This window comes from Methylobacterium sp. OAE515, from assembly GCF_041806315.1.
In the GTDB taxonomy this organism is placed as follows: domain Bacteria; phylum Pseudomonadota; class Alphaproteobacteria; order Rhizobiales; family Beijerinckiaceae; genus Methylobacterium; species Methylobacterium tardum.
The window spans coordinates 1,814,205-1,829,038 of the sequence record NZ_JBGMUV010000001.1; the positions used below are offsets into that span (position 1 = coordinate 1,814,205).

The 14,834-nt window shown below is 70.7% G+C and carries 18 protein-coding genes; 7 read left to right on the forward strand and 11 right to left on the reverse strand.

Annotated elements, in window-relative coordinates; genetic code table 11:
- Window positions 1–274: 274 nt before the first annotated feature.
- The 3 genes from ABIE45_RS08925 to ABIE45_RS08935 all read left to right on the forward strand — a co-directional run bounded on the left by ABIE45_RS08925 (window position 275) and on the right by ABIE45_RS08935 (window position 1,200).
- Window positions 275–484 (forward strand): cold-shock protein, encoded by a 210-nt coding sequence (locus tag ABIE45_RS08925; protein WP_020090869.1) that lies wholly within the window; start codon window positions 275–277, stop codon window positions 482–484.
- Between the two features lie 109 nt (window positions 485–593).
- Window positions 594–962, forward strand: coding sequence for a DUF6481 family protein (locus ABIE45_RS08930; protein ID WP_192706387.1), 369 nt, complete (start codon window positions 594–596; stop codon window positions 960–962).
- A gap of 37 nt (window positions 963–999) precedes the next feature.
- Window positions 1,000–1,200: a hypothetical protein gene (locus tag ABIE45_RS08935; protein ID WP_192706388.1), complete on the forward strand. Its 201-nt coding sequence runs from the start codon at window positions 1,000–1,002 to the stop codon at window positions 1,198–1,200.
- 106 nt (window positions 1,201–1,306) lie between these two features.
- Here the strand turns inward: ABIE45_RS08935 and ABIE45_RS08940 are convergent, their stop codons facing one another.
- Together ABIE45_RS08940 and ABIE45_RS08945 are read right to left on the reverse strand one after the other, a co-directional pair.
- Window positions 1,307–1,789 carry a GNAT family N-acetyltransferase gene (locus ABIE45_RS08940; RefSeq protein ID WP_192707328.1) on the reverse strand — a complete coding sequence of 161 codons (483 nt, stop codon included), beginning with the start codon at window positions 1,787–1,789 and terminating at the stop codon, window positions 1,307–1,309.
- Window positions 1,790–1,791: 2 nt separating this feature from the next.
- Window positions 1,792–2,559: an NAD kinase gene (locus ABIE45_RS08945; protein ID WP_192706389.1), complete on the reverse strand. Its 768-nt coding sequence runs from the start codon at window positions 2,557–2,559 to the stop codon at window positions 1,792–1,794.
- 143 nt (window positions 2,560–2,702) lie between these two features.
- Here ABIE45_RS08945 and cutA point away from each other — a divergent pair, with 143 nt between their 5' ends.
- Window positions 2,703–3,086, forward strand: coding sequence for a divalent-cation tolerance protein CutA (gene cutA / locus ABIE45_RS08950; RefSeq protein WP_192706390.1), 384 nt, complete (start codon window positions 2,703–2,705; stop codon window positions 3,084–3,086).
- A gap of 98 nt (window positions 3,087–3,184) precedes the next feature.
- Window positions 3,185–3,691, forward strand: a complete 507-nt coding sequence (locus tag ABIE45_RS08955) for a hypothetical protein (protein ID WP_373622246.1) — start codon at window positions 3,185–3,187, stop codon at window positions 3,689–3,691.
- A 25-nt stretch (window positions 3,692–3,716) separates the two neighbouring features.
- Here the strand turns inward: ABIE45_RS08955 and ABIE45_RS08960 are convergent, their stop codons facing one another.
- The 4 genes from ABIE45_RS08960 to ABIE45_RS08975 form a co-directional block, all read right to left on the reverse strand.
- On the reverse strand, window positions 3,717–4,853 hold the full coding sequence (locus tag ABIE45_RS08960; RefSeq protein WP_192706392.1) for a glycosyltransferase family 2 protein: 1,137 nt from the start codon (window positions 4,851–4,853) through the stop codon (window positions 3,717–3,719).
- A gap of 67 nt (window positions 4,854–4,920) precedes the next feature.
- A complete protein-coding gene (locus tag ABIE45_RS08965; protein WP_192707329.1) occupies window positions 4,921–5,679 on the reverse strand; it encodes a lysophospholipid acyltransferase family protein in 759 nt (252 codons plus the stop codon).
- A gap of 95 nt (window positions 5,680–5,774) precedes the next feature.
- Complete coding sequence (locus ABIE45_RS08970; RefSeq protein WP_192706393.1) at window positions 5,775–7,304, reverse strand: phytoene desaturase family protein; 1,530 nt, start codon at window positions 7,302–7,304, stop codon at window positions 5,775–5,777.
- Window positions 7,305–7,408: 104 nt separating this feature from the next.
- Window positions 7,409–8,251, reverse strand: a complete 843-nt coding sequence (locus tag ABIE45_RS08975; RefSeq protein WP_192706394.1) for a type 1 glutamine amidotransferase — start codon at window positions 8,249–8,251, stop codon at window positions 7,409–7,411.
- A 270-nt stretch (window positions 8,252–8,521) separates the two neighbouring features.
- Here ABIE45_RS08975 and ABIE45_RS08980 point away from each other — a divergent pair, with 270 nt between their 5' ends.
- Both ABIE45_RS08980 and ABIE45_RS08985 read left to right on the forward strand, forming a co-directional pair.
- Window positions 8,522–8,824 carry a hypothetical protein gene (locus ABIE45_RS08980; protein WP_192706395.1) on the forward strand — a complete coding sequence of 101 codons (303 nt, stop codon included), beginning with the start codon at window positions 8,522–8,524 and terminating at the stop codon, window positions 8,822–8,824.
- Window positions 8,825–8,955: 131 nt separating this feature from the next.
- Window positions 8,956–9,408, forward strand: coding sequence for a cache domain-containing protein (locus ABIE45_RS08985; protein WP_373622247.1), 453 nt, complete (start codon window positions 8,956–8,958; stop codon window positions 9,406–9,408).
- 24 nt (window positions 9,409–9,432) lie between these two features.
- Here ABIE45_RS08985 and ABIE45_RS08990 read toward each other — a convergent pair whose 3' ends face one another.
- The 5 genes from ABIE45_RS08990 to ABIE45_RS09010 all read right to left on the reverse strand — a co-directional run bounded on the left by ABIE45_RS08990 (window position 9,433) and on the right by ABIE45_RS09010 (window position 14,639).
- Complete coding sequence (locus ABIE45_RS08990) at window positions 9,433–10,641, reverse strand: ABC transporter permease (RefSeq protein ID WP_192706397.1); 1,209 nt, start codon at window positions 10,639–10,641, stop codon at window positions 9,433–9,435.
- Window positions 10,638–11,627, reverse strand: a complete 990-nt coding sequence (locus ABIE45_RS08995; protein ID WP_192706398.1) for an ABC transporter ATP-binding protein — start codon at window positions 11,625–11,627, stop codon at window positions 10,638–10,640. Before ABIE45_RS08995 ends, ABIE45_RS08990 begins: the two co-directional genes overlap by 4 nt.
- A 4-nt stretch (window positions 11,628–11,631) precedes the next feature.
- Window positions 11,632–12,057, reverse strand: a complete 426-nt coding sequence (locus tag ABIE45_RS09000; RefSeq protein ID WP_192707330.1) for a DUF2141 domain-containing protein — start codon at window positions 12,055–12,057, stop codon at window positions 11,632–11,634.
- Between the two features lie 5 nt (window positions 12,058–12,062).
- A complete protein-coding gene (gene crtI, locus ABIE45_RS09005) occupies window positions 12,063–13,652 on the reverse strand; it encodes a phytoene desaturase family protein (RefSeq protein WP_192706399.1) in 1,590 nt (529 codons plus the stop codon).
- Window positions 13,653–13,928: 276 nt separating this feature from the next.
- Window positions 13,929–14,639 carry a L,D-transpeptidase gene (locus ABIE45_RS09010; protein WP_192706400.1) on the reverse strand — a complete coding sequence of 237 codons (711 nt, stop codon included), beginning with the start codon at window positions 14,637–14,639 and terminating at the stop codon, window positions 13,929–13,931.
- Window positions 14,640–14,834: the final 195 nt, after the last annotated feature.

A 14,834-nucleotide genomic window follows, 5' to 3' on the forward strand; every position in this document is an offset into this window, starting at 1 on the left:
CTGCTGTCAGATGGCGATTCCGGAGCGGATGATCGCGTTGTTCCGGCAAGAAATTCGCGGCCGCCGGGCCGCCGGCCGCGGTAAATAGTTCCTCGCGCTTGCCAAGAAGCCCCGAAGGGTCTACCTCTCACTCATCGGCACGTGTCCGGATATCTTGGACCGTTACGCCTTCGCAGGGCGGTTCTGACTTTCCTATCGCTATCGGTCGATGCCGGCGCCACGCCCCACGGGTGTGTGCCATCTCTCACTATTCCTGCGAAGATCAAGGACTTCCATGAGCACCGGAACCGTCAAGTGGTTCAACGAGACCAAGGGCTACGGCTTCATCCAGCCGGATGACGGCGGCAAGGACGTGTTCGTCCACATTTCGGCCGTCGAGCGCGCCGGCCTGCGTGGCCTGAACGAGGGCCAGAAGGTCACCTACGAGCTCGAGACTGACCGCCGCAGCGGCAAGCAGTCCGCCGGCCAGCTCCAGACGGCCTGATCGCCGTTCGAACGGTCTTTTTGAAGCCGCTCCTCCAAGAGCGGCTTCTTCGTATCTGCAATCCCCTTTCGGGGCGTCGGCCTCCGCCGCGCCCGACCCAGGAGTGTCTGTGAGCTTTCCGAACAAGCAGGGTGTCGTCGATCGCCTCGAGACGGCCGCGAAGGCGCGGTCCGAGATGCTGGCCCGGTTCCGGGCACGCCCGTCCGCCGACGATCCCGCCGTCCTGGCCCGTCAGTCCGCCCGCCGCTCGGTGATCGATGCCCGCGAGGCCCGTGCGGCCGAGCGCGCCGCTATACGGCAGGCCGAGATCGCGCGTGCCGCAGCGCTCGCCGAGGCCGAACGCCTCGCCGAGATCGAGCGCAAGCACGCCGAGCAGCTCGCCGCCCAGGAGCGTGCCAAGGCTCTGCAGGCCGAGCAGAAGGCCCAGCGCGACGCGCGCTATCTCGCCCGCAAGGCCAAAGCCCAGAAGCGCCGCTGAGGCGTCGCCCATCGACACCTCGCTCCCGGAGTCCGGCATGTCCCACAAGTTCAAGATCGGCCAGCGCGTGTGCCGGCCCCGGCTCGGTCTTCCTGGCGACAAGGGCGACGGCGAGGTGTTCGAGGTCCTGCGGTTGATGCCGGAGGACCAGACGGGCGAGCGCAGCTACCGGATCCGCACCCAGACCGGCGAGCGGGCGATCCGCGAGAGCGATCTGGTGGAGGCACCCCTCGGCTGATCGGGTCGCGACCCGGCTCCCTCTGAGCTGGGATTCTCTAGGCCGAACTCCGGAAGAGGCCGGGGCTGAACACCTGCCGCTGGAGCTTCCCAGGACGGTCTAACCCTCAGAGTGTCCGGAACATCACCAGGGCGTCGACAAACCCGAGGCTCGGATGCGCGAAGGCGCCCGGGAGCCGGCCGACGATCGCGAAGCCGAGGCTCTCCCAGAGCCGCACCGCCCGGATGTTGGTGGTCACCACGAAGTTGAACTGCATCGCCGCGAAGCCGCGCGCCCGCGCGGCTTTGAGGGCGTGCGCGCCCATGGCGCGGGCCACTCCGCGTCCCGTCGCGGCCGCATCGGTCATGAAACCGCAATTGGCGACATGGGCGCCCCCGCCCGCCTGGTTGGCGCGCAGGTAGTAGGTGCCGAGCACCGCTCCGTCCGCCTCGGCCACGAAAGTCTCGCGGTCCGCGCCGGTCCAGTAGGCGAGGGCGTCGGCCTCGCTCAGGTCGCGGTCGAGCGCGTAGGTCTCCCCCGCGCGGATGGTCGGCAGGATGATGCGGGCGATCGCCGCGTGATCGACCGCGCGCGCCGGTCTGATCGTCAGGCTCACCCGAACTGCTCCCGGAGGATGCGCTCGTCGAGGCTGTGGCCGGGATCGTGGAGGAGCACCAGCTCGGTGGCCCGGTCGAGGGAGGTTTCCACCGTGCAGACCCGACGGAACTCGATATGGTCTGCCACCGCCGCCACCGGCCGGTGCGGCGCATCGAGGACGTCGATCCGGATCCGGGCGTAGTCCGGCAGGAGCGCGCCGCGCCAGCGCCGGGGCCGGAAGGCCGAGATCGGGGTGAGCGCTAGCAGCTTCGCGTCCAGCGGCAGGATAGGGCCCCCGACCGACAGGTTGTAGGCGGTGGAGCCGGCCGCCGTGGCGACCAGCACGCCGTCAGCGATCAGCAGATCCAGGCGCACATTGCCGTCGACGGCGATCTTGAGCTTGGCCGTTTGGTGGGTCTGGCGCAGCAGGTAGACCTCGTTGATCGCCCGCGCCCGGTGCGAACGGCCCTCGGTGTCGAGCACGTCCATCACCAGCGGGTGGATGACGCTGCGCTGTGACGCCTCCAGGTGTTCCAGGAGATCGTCGTCCCGGAACTCGTTCATCAGGAAGCCGACCGTCCCGCGGTTCATCCCATAGATCGGCTTCGGGTTGTCCATGAACCGGTGCAGAACCTGGAGCATCAGCCCGTCGCCGCCCAGGGCGATGACGACGTCGGCTTCCTCGGGCGGGACGTGGTCGTAGCGCCGCATCAGGGCGGCGGCTGCCTCGCGGGCATGGCCGGTCGGGCTCGCCACGAAGGCGATCTTCTTGAAATGCGGCATGGCTCAGGCGCAGCCGGTCGGATGGATCGGGGTCGCGTCGGGTGTCACGTCACGGCTCCAGTCTCATGAGCGAACCGCCCGGTTGACGTTCATACCCTGCAGGCGCCTCACTCTCCGGACGCACGCATATCCGGAGGCATAGCATGGAGCGTCCGCTCCTCGTCTACACCACCTTTCCCGACGCCGCCTCGGCGCTCAACATCGGCGAGGCCCTGGTCCGCGAGCGCCTGATCGCCTGCATCAACGTCCTGCCCGGCATGCGCTCGGTCTACAGCTGGAAGGGCGCGGTGGAGCACGGCGAGGAGGTCGCGGCGATCCTGAAGAGCCGCACGGGTCTCGCCGATGCCCTGTCGGTCGCGCTCAAGGCCCGTCACCCTTACGACACGCCGATCATCCTGCACCTGCCGGTTGCCGGCGCTGATGCCGATACGGCGGCCTGGATGCTGGCGGAGACCGGCCTCGGCGGCGCGGTCTCGGCGGCCGATCCGGGCGCCACGGGCGGAAGCTTTGGGAGGCTGGGCCCATGATACGCGCCAAGGATGCAGGTCGCGCGGCCGCGCTTATGCTGGCTACGCTTGCGTGCGGTGCGGGCGCGCGGGCCGATGGCACGGCCGGCGAGCCCCCGATGACCATCGCGCCGGCGCCCTCCGGCCCGGCCGGCCTCGCCTCGGCCGATCCGCCGGTCCTTCGCTACGGCGTCCTCTACGCGGACGACAGGGGGCAGAGTCACGTCCAGTACTGCGACGTGAAGAACTTCGTCTTCAAGAGCTACGCGCCGCCGGCGGCGCCGCAATTCGTCGGCGTCCCGCCGGGTGACGTCACGTCGATCAGGTACGCGGTGCTGCCCGTCGGCTATGTCGGCGCGTGGCACGCGGCGCCCGGCCCGCAATGGGTCATCACCCTGTCGGGGCGCTGGTCCGTCGAGGCGACGGACGGCACCGTGCTGGAGCAGGGGCCGGGCGAGGTGCAGTTCAACGCCGATATGGGATCGACCCCGCAAGGGCCGGAGAAGCATGTCGGGCACCTGACCCGGCAGGTCGGCGACGTGCCGAACGTGCAGCTCATCGTCTCCCTGAAGAAGCCCGCGGGAGCGTCCCCTTCAACCGAGCCGTGTCAGCCGGCATCGCGGTGAGGACCGGGTTCCGGCGGAACGGATCTCAGGCCCCGCTCACCGGATAGCTGCGGCCCTTCCAGGTGGCGGCGCCGGCCCGTTCGCGGCGCAGGAGCACGTTCCACTGGATCGCCAGCGCCACCAGGACGGTGGCCGGATGGAGCGGGATCGTCGCCAGCGGCGCCCGCGTCGCCAAGGTGATGGCCGCCCGGGTGGCGATGGACAGCCCCCAGGCCGAAGCGGCCGGCAGCAGGGCGGTCGCGGGGATCAGGCCGAGGAAACCGAGCAGGACGAGGAGCGGCGGCAGGACCTGCCCACCGCCGAGCAGCAGGGTCCAGACCGGCAGGGCGCGGGGCGTGGCCATGCCTTCATGGGCGTTCTTGGAGAAGCCCGCCCAGGCCTGCGCGAAGCCCTGGTACATCCGGCAGGTAGCGAGGCTCGCGGCCGCCGCGAGGTCGGTGCGGTATCCCGCCGCCCGGAACAGTCGGGGCAGGCGCACGCCGTCGTGCAGGGAGGTCCGGATCGCACTGTGCCCGCCGGTGGCGACATAGGCCGCGCGGTCGGCCAGGATCAGCTGGCCGCAGGCCGCCCCGAGCGACGGGTCGGGCAGGCGGCGCATCAGCGGCACCGGCAGGTAGCCCAGGAGCAGGAAGTCGATCATCGGGACGGTCAGCATCTCGCCGAGCGTCTCCGTGCGCTGGCGCGGCACCCCGCTGACGAGCGCCGCGCCGGTCCGACGGGCCTGCGCAGCCAGGCACGCGGCGGCCTCGGGCGCGAGGCGCACATCGGCGTCAATGAACAGGAGCTGGCGGCCGCGGGCGAGGCCGGCAATGTGGCTGCAGGCGTGGTTCTTGCCGGTCCAGCCCTCGGGCAGTGCCGGCACGGCGACGAGGCGCAGGCGCGGATCGTCGATGGCGCGCACGATCGCGGCGGTCGCATCCGTGGAATGGTCGTCGCCGACGATCACCTCCACCGGCACCGTCGTGCTGGCCAGGGCCGCCCGCACGGTGCCCTCGATGTTGCCGGCCTCGTTCCGGGCCGGGATCAGGATCGAGACCGGGCCGGGATCGGCCTCCGGTACCGGCCGGCGCAGGACCGCGAGGTTCACCGCCGCCAGCACGGCGGGCAGGAGGGCCGCGGCCAGGCAAACCAGGGCCAGGGCCGTGAGGATCGAATCGGTCATCGTCCGTGCCGGGGTAGGAGGCGGCGATCCCCCGGCATCGCATGCGGGCCGGACGGGACGGAAGGGGTCATGGCGCGCGATCATTGCCGTTCAGGGTCCGGTGCGCCGGGTCGAAGCGGCGCCCGGTGAGCCAGGCCGCCACGCGCCGCCAGACATCGTAGATCCCGCCGACGCCCTTCCGGCCCGACACCAGGGCGCGAAACCGGGCCGGCTCGCGGCTGATCACGTCGGCGCTGAGCCGGTCGAGGGTCGCGGTCAGGTCGGCCTCCAGCCGGGCGAGCCGCTCCGCCCGGGGCAGGACGGCGAGGTCGGATCCTCGGATCCCGGTCCCGAACGCCGCGAAAGCCCCGGCGCCGCGCTCGTCCCAGAAGGCGTATTCGAGCGCGAGCGGTACGAACAGGGCGTCGGGGGCGAACTCGGCCAGCCGCGCCACTCCAGGGCGCAGCGCCAGCGGTCGGGCGCGGGCATCGGCGAAGCGGCCCTGCGCGGTGATCCACATCATGCCGTCCGGCCCTGCCAGGATCGCGCGGGCGGCGGCCAGGAACTGCGCGGCCCCGCGGGGCGTGTCGAGGTCGACCCCGAAGGCGCCGATCCGCTCGAAGATGCGGTAGCGGGCCAGCATCGCGGCGTCGAAGGGCGCCCGGCTCGCCCGCTCCGGATAGAGCCGGCCGGCCAGCACGATGATCAGGGCGGCATCCCACCAAGCGGGGTGGTTGCAGTAGACGACGATCGGGCCGCGATGGTCCGCGGTCGGCGGCGTGCTCCAGAGCGGCAGGCGCAGGGCATCGAGATGGCGGTGCAGGTAGCGCTCGAACCACGCCACCATGAAGTTCCGGATCGGCAGCGAAACCCGCGGAAGCGGCACGCCGCGGGTTCCGCGCCCTCTCTCCCAAACGGAGGGAGGGGACGGCGGCGTGGGTCTCACGCCGTCTCGCGCAGGGCGCCGCGCGCATCCTGGTCGTGCGCGTCGGCTGCGATCCAGCCCGACATCATCACCATCGGCATCCCGGGCCCCGGATGGGCGGCGCCGCCGGCGAGGTAGAGGCCGCGCACCTGCCGCGAGCGGTTGCCGGGCTTGAACGCCCCCATCACCCGGCCGTGCGAGGCAAGCCCGTAGATCGCGCCGTTGAGGACCTTGTAGCGCTCGTGAATGTCCTGCGGGGTCAGGTGGCGCTCGACGACGATGCGCTCCTCCAGGTCGGGCATGCCGGCGGTGCGCTTGAGCTTGTCGAGGATCGTGCGCCGATAGTTCTGGAACAGCGGCCCGTCCGGGCGCCAGTCGTGGTGCGGCCGGAGGTAGGGCGTGTGCACCAGGACGTAGAGCGCCTCGCCACCGTCGGGCGCCACGCTCGGATCGGTGGAGGAGGGGGCCGCCAGATAGGCGGTGGGGTCCGGGGCCGGCTCGCCCTTGTTGTAGATGTAGTCGAACTCCTCTTCCGGGTCGCGGGAGAAGACGAAGTCGTGGTGGTTCAGGTGCTCGTAGCGCTTGTTCAGGCCGAGATAGAGCACCACGCCCGAGCAGGCCGGCTCTGGGTTCTTCTTGGCGTAGGTCTTGGCCGCCTCGCCTCCGACGAGCTCCCGGTAGGTGCGCACCGAATCCATGTTGGAGATCACCGCGTCGAAGGGCGTGACGCCCTCGGCGGTACGCACGCCCCGGACCGCGCCGTTGGCGGTCTCGATCCCGGTCACCTCGGTGTCGGTCTTGCAGGTGGCGCCGAGTTCCTGGGCGAGCTTCGCCAAGCCCTCGGCGACGGCGCGGGTGCCGCCCATCGGGTACCAAACGCCATCGGCCGTCTGCATGTGGGCGATCGCGCAGAGCACCGCCGGCGCCCCGTAGGGGGAGGAGCCGACATACTGCACGAAGTGGTCGAGCATCTGCGCGAGGCGCGCATCCTTGACCTTGCCGCGGATCGTCGAGGCCACGGAGGCGTGCATCCGCAGGGACAGCACGTCGCGCAGCGTGCCGGGATTCATGTTGGCGCGGATGTTGATCGTGTCGAACAGATCCTCCACCGGCTTCCAGAAGAAGAATCGTTCTGAAACCCCGTGCAGGTGCTCGGAGATGGAGATGAATTTCTTGTAGCCCTCGCCGGTGCCGGGGGCGAAGCCCTCCATGTCGTCCGCCATCCGCTCGACATCCTGCATCAGGTCGATGTGGGTGCCGTCGTCGAAGAAGCAGCGCCATTGCGGGTCAAGGCGGCGCAGGTCCATGTAGTCGTGGACCGAGCGTCCGGCCTCCGCGAAGATCCGCTCCAGCACCCGCGGCACGGTCAGGATGGTCGGGCCCATGTCGAAGCGGAAGCCGCCCTCGTGCAGCACCGCCGCCTTGCCGCCGAGCCAGCCGTTCTTGTCGTAGACCGTCACGCGGTGGCCCCGCGCGGCGGCGACGCACGCGGCCGCGAGTCCGCCGAGCCCGCTGCCGATGACGGCGACCGTAGAATCCTGGCTCATCCTGCTGGGTCGCTCCCCGGGCCCGAAACGGCGTGGCCCGCAGGAGCGAAGCTAGACCTGAGACCGGGCGGGTCAACGCGCCACCCGGTCGCGGCGGCTGCCGGTCAGGCCTCCCCTGTGGACAGGTGGGCCAGGAAGTTGCCGATCTCCCGGCGCCGCAGATCCGCCTCGAGCACCTCCGGGCCGATGCCGTGGCGCCAAGCGAGGCGGCGCGCCGCCTCATAGTCGCTGCCCTGCAAGGCGGCGATCTCGTCGGCATAGGCCGCCACCGCCTGCGGAGACTCGGCAAGGCCCGCTTCCACGATGCCCGTGTCGCACAGCCGCAGCATCGCAGCGAGTTCGTCGAGGTCGAGTTCGGGATGGTACTGCGTGCCCCAGAACCAGCCGCTCCCCTGCCGGATCTCGACGGCCTGGATGCCGAGCATGCGGTTGCCGGCGAGCACCCGGGCACCCGGCGGCGGCTCCAGGACCGCGTCCGAGTGGATCGCGGGCGCGTCCCAGGTCGCCGGCCGTCCGGCCAGGAGGGGATGGGTTCGGCCCTCTTCGGTCGGGGTGATCGCCCGGGCGAAGCCGTATTCGGGTCCGCGCGGGTTCGCCGCGGCGTGGCCGCCGGCCACGGTGGCGGCGACCTGCACGCCCCAGCACGAGCCGAACACGGCGAGCCCGGCCTCGAAGGCGGCACGCATCAGCGCGAGTTGCCGGGTCACCGCAGGCGTACCCTCGGAGACCTTGAGCGTCGATCCGGTGAAGATCAGCCCATCGAAATCCGACAAACCCGCCGGCACGGTGGCGTCGGCATCGGCGGGGTTGATGTGCCGGCAGGCGGATTCCGGCGCGAGATCCTGCACCACCGCGGCGTAGGATTCGGCCGATGTTCGGCCCGTGGCCGCGACGTGGCGGTCGCGGGCGGCGCGGTCGTTGCCGTCGGCGATGAGCAGGCGGAGCATTCTGGATTCCGGTGAGCGGGGCAGTGACGGATCAACGCCGCTATGACGGTGCGCGGCACAGCACAGGAACGGCGCGGATCGTCGCGGGAGCCCGGCGCCGCACGGTGGAGGACGGCATGCCGGATCCGCCATCCGCCGTCGAGCGATCCTCGGTCGGCCCCATAAGCCGCGAGGCCGATCGTGACCCTCAAATGGATGATGTGCGGCGGGCGGCCGTGGCGGTATCGATGCGCCGTCAAACTCCGAGACATGGTCGGCGCGGAGGACACGATGCCAGATCTCGCTGAGCTGGAGCATTATTGCGTGGAGGCCCGGGAGATCCTGGCCCGCGCCGAAGCGACCCTCGATTGTCTGGGACGGAATGGAGCCTGCGAGGGCCATCTCATGATGGCGAAGCAGGGCCTCACGGCGCTCCGGCATCTCAGCCGGATCATCGACCGTCATCGCACTCGTTTGACATTCGAGGCGCTGCCCAACGCGGTGAGCCCGCCTACCCCCCAGAAGTGGACGTGGCGGCCTCTCCTGCGCCAGCGTCCGGCCGATGAGGGCTGGTTCGCGAGGACGACGGCCTAGCGCGGGAAGGGCACCGCCGGGTTCGGGCACTCCGCGATCGATCGCCCTGCGGCACAAACTGTAAATTCTACGCGGAGAGGAGGCTCGATCGGCGAGGCGACGGTATGTTGAGAGCCCTGCTGATATGGCCGGTGCTGCTGGTCTTGGAGACGGCGATCCCGGCCTTCGCGAAGAGATCGCCTCCGCCAGTTCATCAGGCCGCGGAGATCGAGACCCTCGTCAACAGGGCGGCCGAGGTGCTGGAAGAGCAGGGCGCCCGGGCGTTCGGCGCGTTCAGGCGGAAGGGCGGCGGCTGGCGCTACGGGGACGTCTACCTGTTCGTCTTCGATCTGCGCGGGATCGTCCTGTTCAACGCCGCCCGCCCGGACCGGGAGGGACGCGATCTGCTCAACGAGCGCGATGCCGACGGGAAGCAGTTCCACCGGGACCTCGTCGAGGTCGTGACAACATCTGGCTCCGGCTGGGTCGACTACATGTTCCCGAAGCCCGGCCAAGCCGCACCGAGCGTGAAGTGGAGCTATGTCTGCGCGACGCATGTTGATGGGGTGGAGGCGCTCATAGGAGCCGGCGTCTATGTCGATTAGCGCCGGCTCGGACCGGCCACCGTCCTACGCGGTCCGACGCGCCGCCAGCGCGAGCGCGAGGCCGAGCCCGCACAGCGTCAGCGCGCCCATCACTGCAAGCGCCGGGGCCGCGGCGGCGAATCCCTCGCCCAGCGCGCTCTGATAGGCCTCGATCGCCCAGGCGTTGGGCGTCAGCCAGCCCGCCTGCTGCAGCCAGGGTGGCATCAGGAACCGGGGCACCATCGAGCCGCCGACCGCGGAGAGCAGCAGCACCCCGAAGGTCGAGGCGAGGTGCGCCTGTTGCCGCGAGGCCGCGAGCGCGCAGGCCGCGAGCGCCAAGCCGGCCGCCATGGCGGAGACCAGCAGGCAGGCGGTCAGGAAGGCCGGCCAGTGGGGTCCGATCTCGACGCCGTAGAGCAGAGCGGCGGCCAGGAAGATCAGGCCGGCCTGGACGAGACCTTGCAGCGTCAGGAAGCCGAACTTCCCGAGCACCACCACCGGCAGGCCGCCGGGGCCGGCCATCAGACGCTCGGTGAGTCCGGTCTCGCGCTCCTCGACCAGCGACATCGCGCCCTGCATGGCAGCGAAGAGCAGGAACACCGCGGTGATCGCCCCCGCGTAGTAGCTGATGCGGGCATTGGCGGTGCCGGCGGCCGTGCTGCGCCGCTCGACCAGGGCTGCGAAGCTGAACGGCTCCTTCCTGGCGCGCTGCTCGGCGAAAGCATCCTCCAGGAAGCGGCGCTCGTCAGGGCCGATCTTGCCGGTGCGCTCCACGTCGGCGACGATCCGGGACAGCACCACGTCGGGCAGGGCCTCGTTCAGCACCCGCTGCAGCTGGCCGAGGGCGATCGGGGTCGCGAGCGCCTTGGCGGGGTTCTCGACCAGCACAACCGGCTGGTCGACAGGCCCGGGCGCGTCGCCCGCTGGGGCGGCGATCAGGTCGCCGCGGAGGACCAGCGCCACGTCGACCTCGCCCGAGCGGACGGCCTGGGCCACGGCGTCGAGGTCCGTCGCCGGCAGGCGCGTCACCCGCAGAGAGGGGTCGGCGGCCAGCGCGTCCACCAGGCGCCCTGTCGCCACGGTGTGGGCGAAGTCGGCCAGCCCGAGATGGATGCGGATCCGGTCGCCGGTCGCCCCGGAGAAGATCGCCGCGAAGATCGAGAAGATCACGGTCGGCAGCACGAAGGCCATGACCAAAGCCGCGCGGTCGCGCAGGAGGCTCAGCGCCATCACGCGGAACGCCGCGCCGATCACCCGGCCGCTCCCGCCCGCAGGGGCGTCGATGCCCGTGCTGCGTCGTGGTCGGCGATGCCGCGGGGTCGAAGCGCGTCGAGATAGAGCGCCTCCAGCCGCGGCGCGCGGACCCGCACTTCGGCAACCGGCACGCCCTGGGCCCGCAATCGCCCGAGCAGGGCCGCGCCGTCGAGGCCGCCGCGCTCCACCGAGCGCCAGAGCACGCCGCCGGGCTCGGCGGGCGCGAAGCCGGCGCGGCGCAGCACCGCCTCGGCCGAAGCATCCGCCGGGACCGTGAGGCTCAACTCGCGTTCCGGCGCGCCCGTGCGCAGCTGCGCCAGCAGATCGGCGAGCCGCCCGGCCCGCACGATCCGTCCCTGCGCCAGGAAGGCGACCTGCGAGGCGAGGCGCTCCGCTTCTCCGAAATCATGGGTCGCGATCAGGATCGCGGTGCCGGCCGCCTTGAGCCGATCGAGCACCGCGTGGATCGCGGCCCGCGCGGCAAGGTCGACCCCGCTCGTCGGCTCGTCGAGGAGGACCAGCCGGGGCCGGTTCATCAGGCTCGCCGCGATGTTGACCCGGCGCCGGTAGCCGCCGGACAGGATGCCGACCGGCCGACGGGCGACATCGGCGAGATCGGCCATGTCCAGGGCCGCTTCGACGGCGGACCTCCGGTCGCGCCGACGCACGCCGGCGAGCTGGCCGAAGACGCCGAGATTCTCCGACACGGTCAGCTTCGGATAGAGGGCGATCTCCTGCGGCACCCAGCCGATGGCGCGACGGGCATCGCCCGCTCGGAACGGGTCCGCTCCGGCCACGCGGACGGAACCCGCATCGGGCCTCAGGCGGCCCGCCACGAGGCGCATCAACGACGACTTGCCGGCCCCGTTCGGTCCGAGCAAGGCCAGGGTCTCGCCGGCTTCAAGGTCGAGGTCGACCCGCTCCAGCACCCGGCGTCCGCGCAGGTCGAGGCCGACGCCCTCGATCCGGACGAGGGGCTCGCCCATCGTGTCACCGCCGCGGCAGGGCGCGGGCGAGACGCACCCGCAGGGCTGTGCCCGGCTCGCGCAACGCGAAGGCGGCCTCGGCGAAGTCCGGCCGCGCCCGGCGGCTCACCGCACCGGAGAAGCCGTAGGGTTCCAGCGGCAATCCGAGGCCTGTGCGGTCGAGCCGCCCGTCGCCGTTGGAATCCTGGTACGCGGCGACCGCGTAGGTGCCCGGCGCGACAGCCTGGAAGGTGAACAGCGCGCGGCCCGCCGAGGCCGGCGCGTCGTCACCGCGGGCGCAGGACGCCTCCGAAAGGCCGCCCTGGCACAGGGCGACCCGCACCCTGCCGGCGCCCGGCTCGATCCCGTCCACCTCGACTTGGACGGTCGCGGCCGAAGCGGGCAGCGCGACGGCGCAGAGAGCCGCGATCAGGACGATCCGGGCGCGCAGCGCGCTCACGAAGCCTCGCCGGAGGTCGCCAGCGGTGCGGTCTCGGGGATGCCCGCGGTGGCGGCGGCGCGGGCGCCGGCCAGCTCCTCGATCAGCAGCCGCGCCGAGATCCGGGCACCCTCGTAGATCACCGGCAGGCCGGAGCCCGGATGGGTGCCGCCGCCGACGATGTAGAGGCCCGGCCCGAAGCGGTTGTGCGGCCGGAAATACAGCATCTGCATCAGGTCGTGGGCGAGGTTGAAGGTGGCGCCCTCGTGGACGGCGAAATCCTCCTCCCACTGGGTCGGATCGATAATCCGCTCGTAGCGGATCCGGGACTCGATATCGCCGAGCCCCAGGAGCTTGAGCCGCTCCAGGATCAGGGCCCGGTAGGTCTCCCGAATCGTCTTCCAGTCGATCCCGGCCTTCAGGTTCGGCACCGGTACCAGCACATAGAGGGCCGTGTGGCCGGCGGGCGCCATGCCGCCATCCGTGTAGCCCGCGTGCTGCACGTACAGGGACGGCTGCATCGGCAGCGTGCCCTCGGTGATCTCGCGGATGTTCTTCTCGTAGCCTTCGGCCAGGAGGATCGTGTGATGCCCGAGCGTGTCGGGCATTTTCCCCTCGATGCCGAGATAGAGCATGAAGGTCGAGCAGGAGAGGCGGGCCTTCTGGATCTTGGCGTCGCGCCAGCGCGGGCGGTGTCGCTCCGGCACCAGGGCGCGCATCACCTTGGCGAAGTCGCCGTTGATCAGCACCGCGTCGGCGTTGAACGTCTCGCCGTCCGCCACCAGCCCGCTGGCGCGCTTGCCGTCGAACAGCACCCGCTCGACGTTGGTGTTGAGCCGCAGGTCGACGCCGATCCGCGTAGCCAGGCCCGCCATCGCCTCGGAGACCGCGCCGCAGCCGCCCACCGGGTGGTAGACCCCGTGCTCGTATTCGAGGAACGACAGGATCGTGAACAGGCTCGGGCACCGGAACGGCGACATGCCGAGGTATTTGGTCTGGAACGAGAAGGCGAGGCGCACCCGCGGGTCGGCGAAGTGGCGCTTGAGGTCGCGGTCGACGCTCCGGCCCGGATGCAGGTAGGGCAGGGCCGCCAGCATCGCCGGGCTCACCATGCTGCGCAGGGTGTGGAAGGCCTGCTCGAGCACCGGCTTGAAGTAGCGCAGCTTCGTGCGGTTCTCTTCGAAGAAGGCTTTGACGTTCTTGGCGTCGTCCGGCGCGAGGCCGGCAATCTCGTGCTCCAGACGCTCGACGTCGCCGGTGGCGCGGATCGTGCCGGAGATCCCGTCTGGGCCCTCGAAGACGAGATGATATTGCGGATCGAGCCGTTCGAGCTTGACGTGATCCTCGAGCCGCTCGCCGCAACTCGCGAAGATGTCGGCGAGGATCTGGGGATAGAGGAAGAAGGTCGGGCCGATGTCGAACCGGTAGCCGCCCGGCGCCTCCACGGTCTTGGTGCGGCCGCCGACCTGCGCGTCCTTCTCGAACACGGTGACGTGGATTCCGGCGCGGGCCAGGAGCAGGGCTGCGGCCAGTCCGCCCGGACCGGCTCCGACCACAGCCACCCGGCGTCCGGTCAACGCCCGCAACCCATCCCCAGACTGAAGCAACGCTGACGACTCCCCACCGAATCCCCGCACCCCTGCGGCCAAGCTAGACTTGCATTCTCGCACGGCAATTGCAGCCGTTTGTCGCGCGCAGATTCACGGACGCGGCCGTACCGTGCGGACGTGGATGGGAGATCTGTGCCAGCGTGCCGAAGTCGCATCTTCGTTCGACCCTCTCGGCGGGAGCACTTGGGACCCGCCGTCCGATGCCGGGTCCGTCCGGCGGGGAACATGGCTCTGGGGCCGAACAGAGCCTGGTCCGGGAGCCGGCTATTCCCGCTACGCGGGCAGGACGACGACCTTCGTCTTGACCGGCGTGCGTGCGTAGAGATGGATCATGTCCTGGCTGAGTAGGCCGACGCAGCCGCTGGTGATGCCGGAGCCGATCGATTCGGCGTCGCTGCTCGCGTAGATCGTGTAGAGCGTGTAGGCGCCGTTCTGGTAGAGGTGGAGGGTCCGGGCGCCGAGCGGGTTGTCGAGGCCCCCCGGCATGCCGCGAGCGTATTTCGCCGCCTCCGGCTGGCGCCGGATCATCTCCGCGGGCGGCGTCCAGGTCGCCCACTCGGACTTGCGGCCGACATAGGCGTCGCCGCTCCACAGGAACCCCTGGCGGCCGACATTGGCGCCGTAGCGGGTAGCAGCCCCGTCGCCCTCAACCCGGTAGACGTAGTAATTGGCCGGATCGACGATGATCGTGCCGGGCGCTTCCTTGGTCTGGTAGCTGACGGTGCGGCGATAGTATTTCGGATCGACTTTGCTGATGTCGACCGCCGGGATCGGGAACTTCTCGCCCGGCATCGGCCCGTAGGTGTTCCGCGCCTCGGCGAGGAGCAGGCTGTCGGAAGTCCCGCAGCCGCCGAGCCCGAGCGCGCCGATACCGAGCGCTGAGCCGACCAGGAACGATCGGCGGCTGAGTTGCTCGGAGCCGCGCGGGAACCGCGCGTCCTCGTCCGCTGAGCCGGCACCGGCATTCGCAACGTTCAACAGCATGGTTCCGGACTTCCCATGTCCTGCGGCCGGAGGGTTCGTGCGCGCACGCATCCACCCGTCGGCCCTGAGGCGCAGCGTGAACGTGCCGGGATCCTGCGGACCGGCAAGCTCGGCCATTCCAGAATTGAGAGCGGGCCGAATGCGTCGAGAGTGTGACCAATACCGATCGACAATCTCGGGAACGGTGCCGGAACC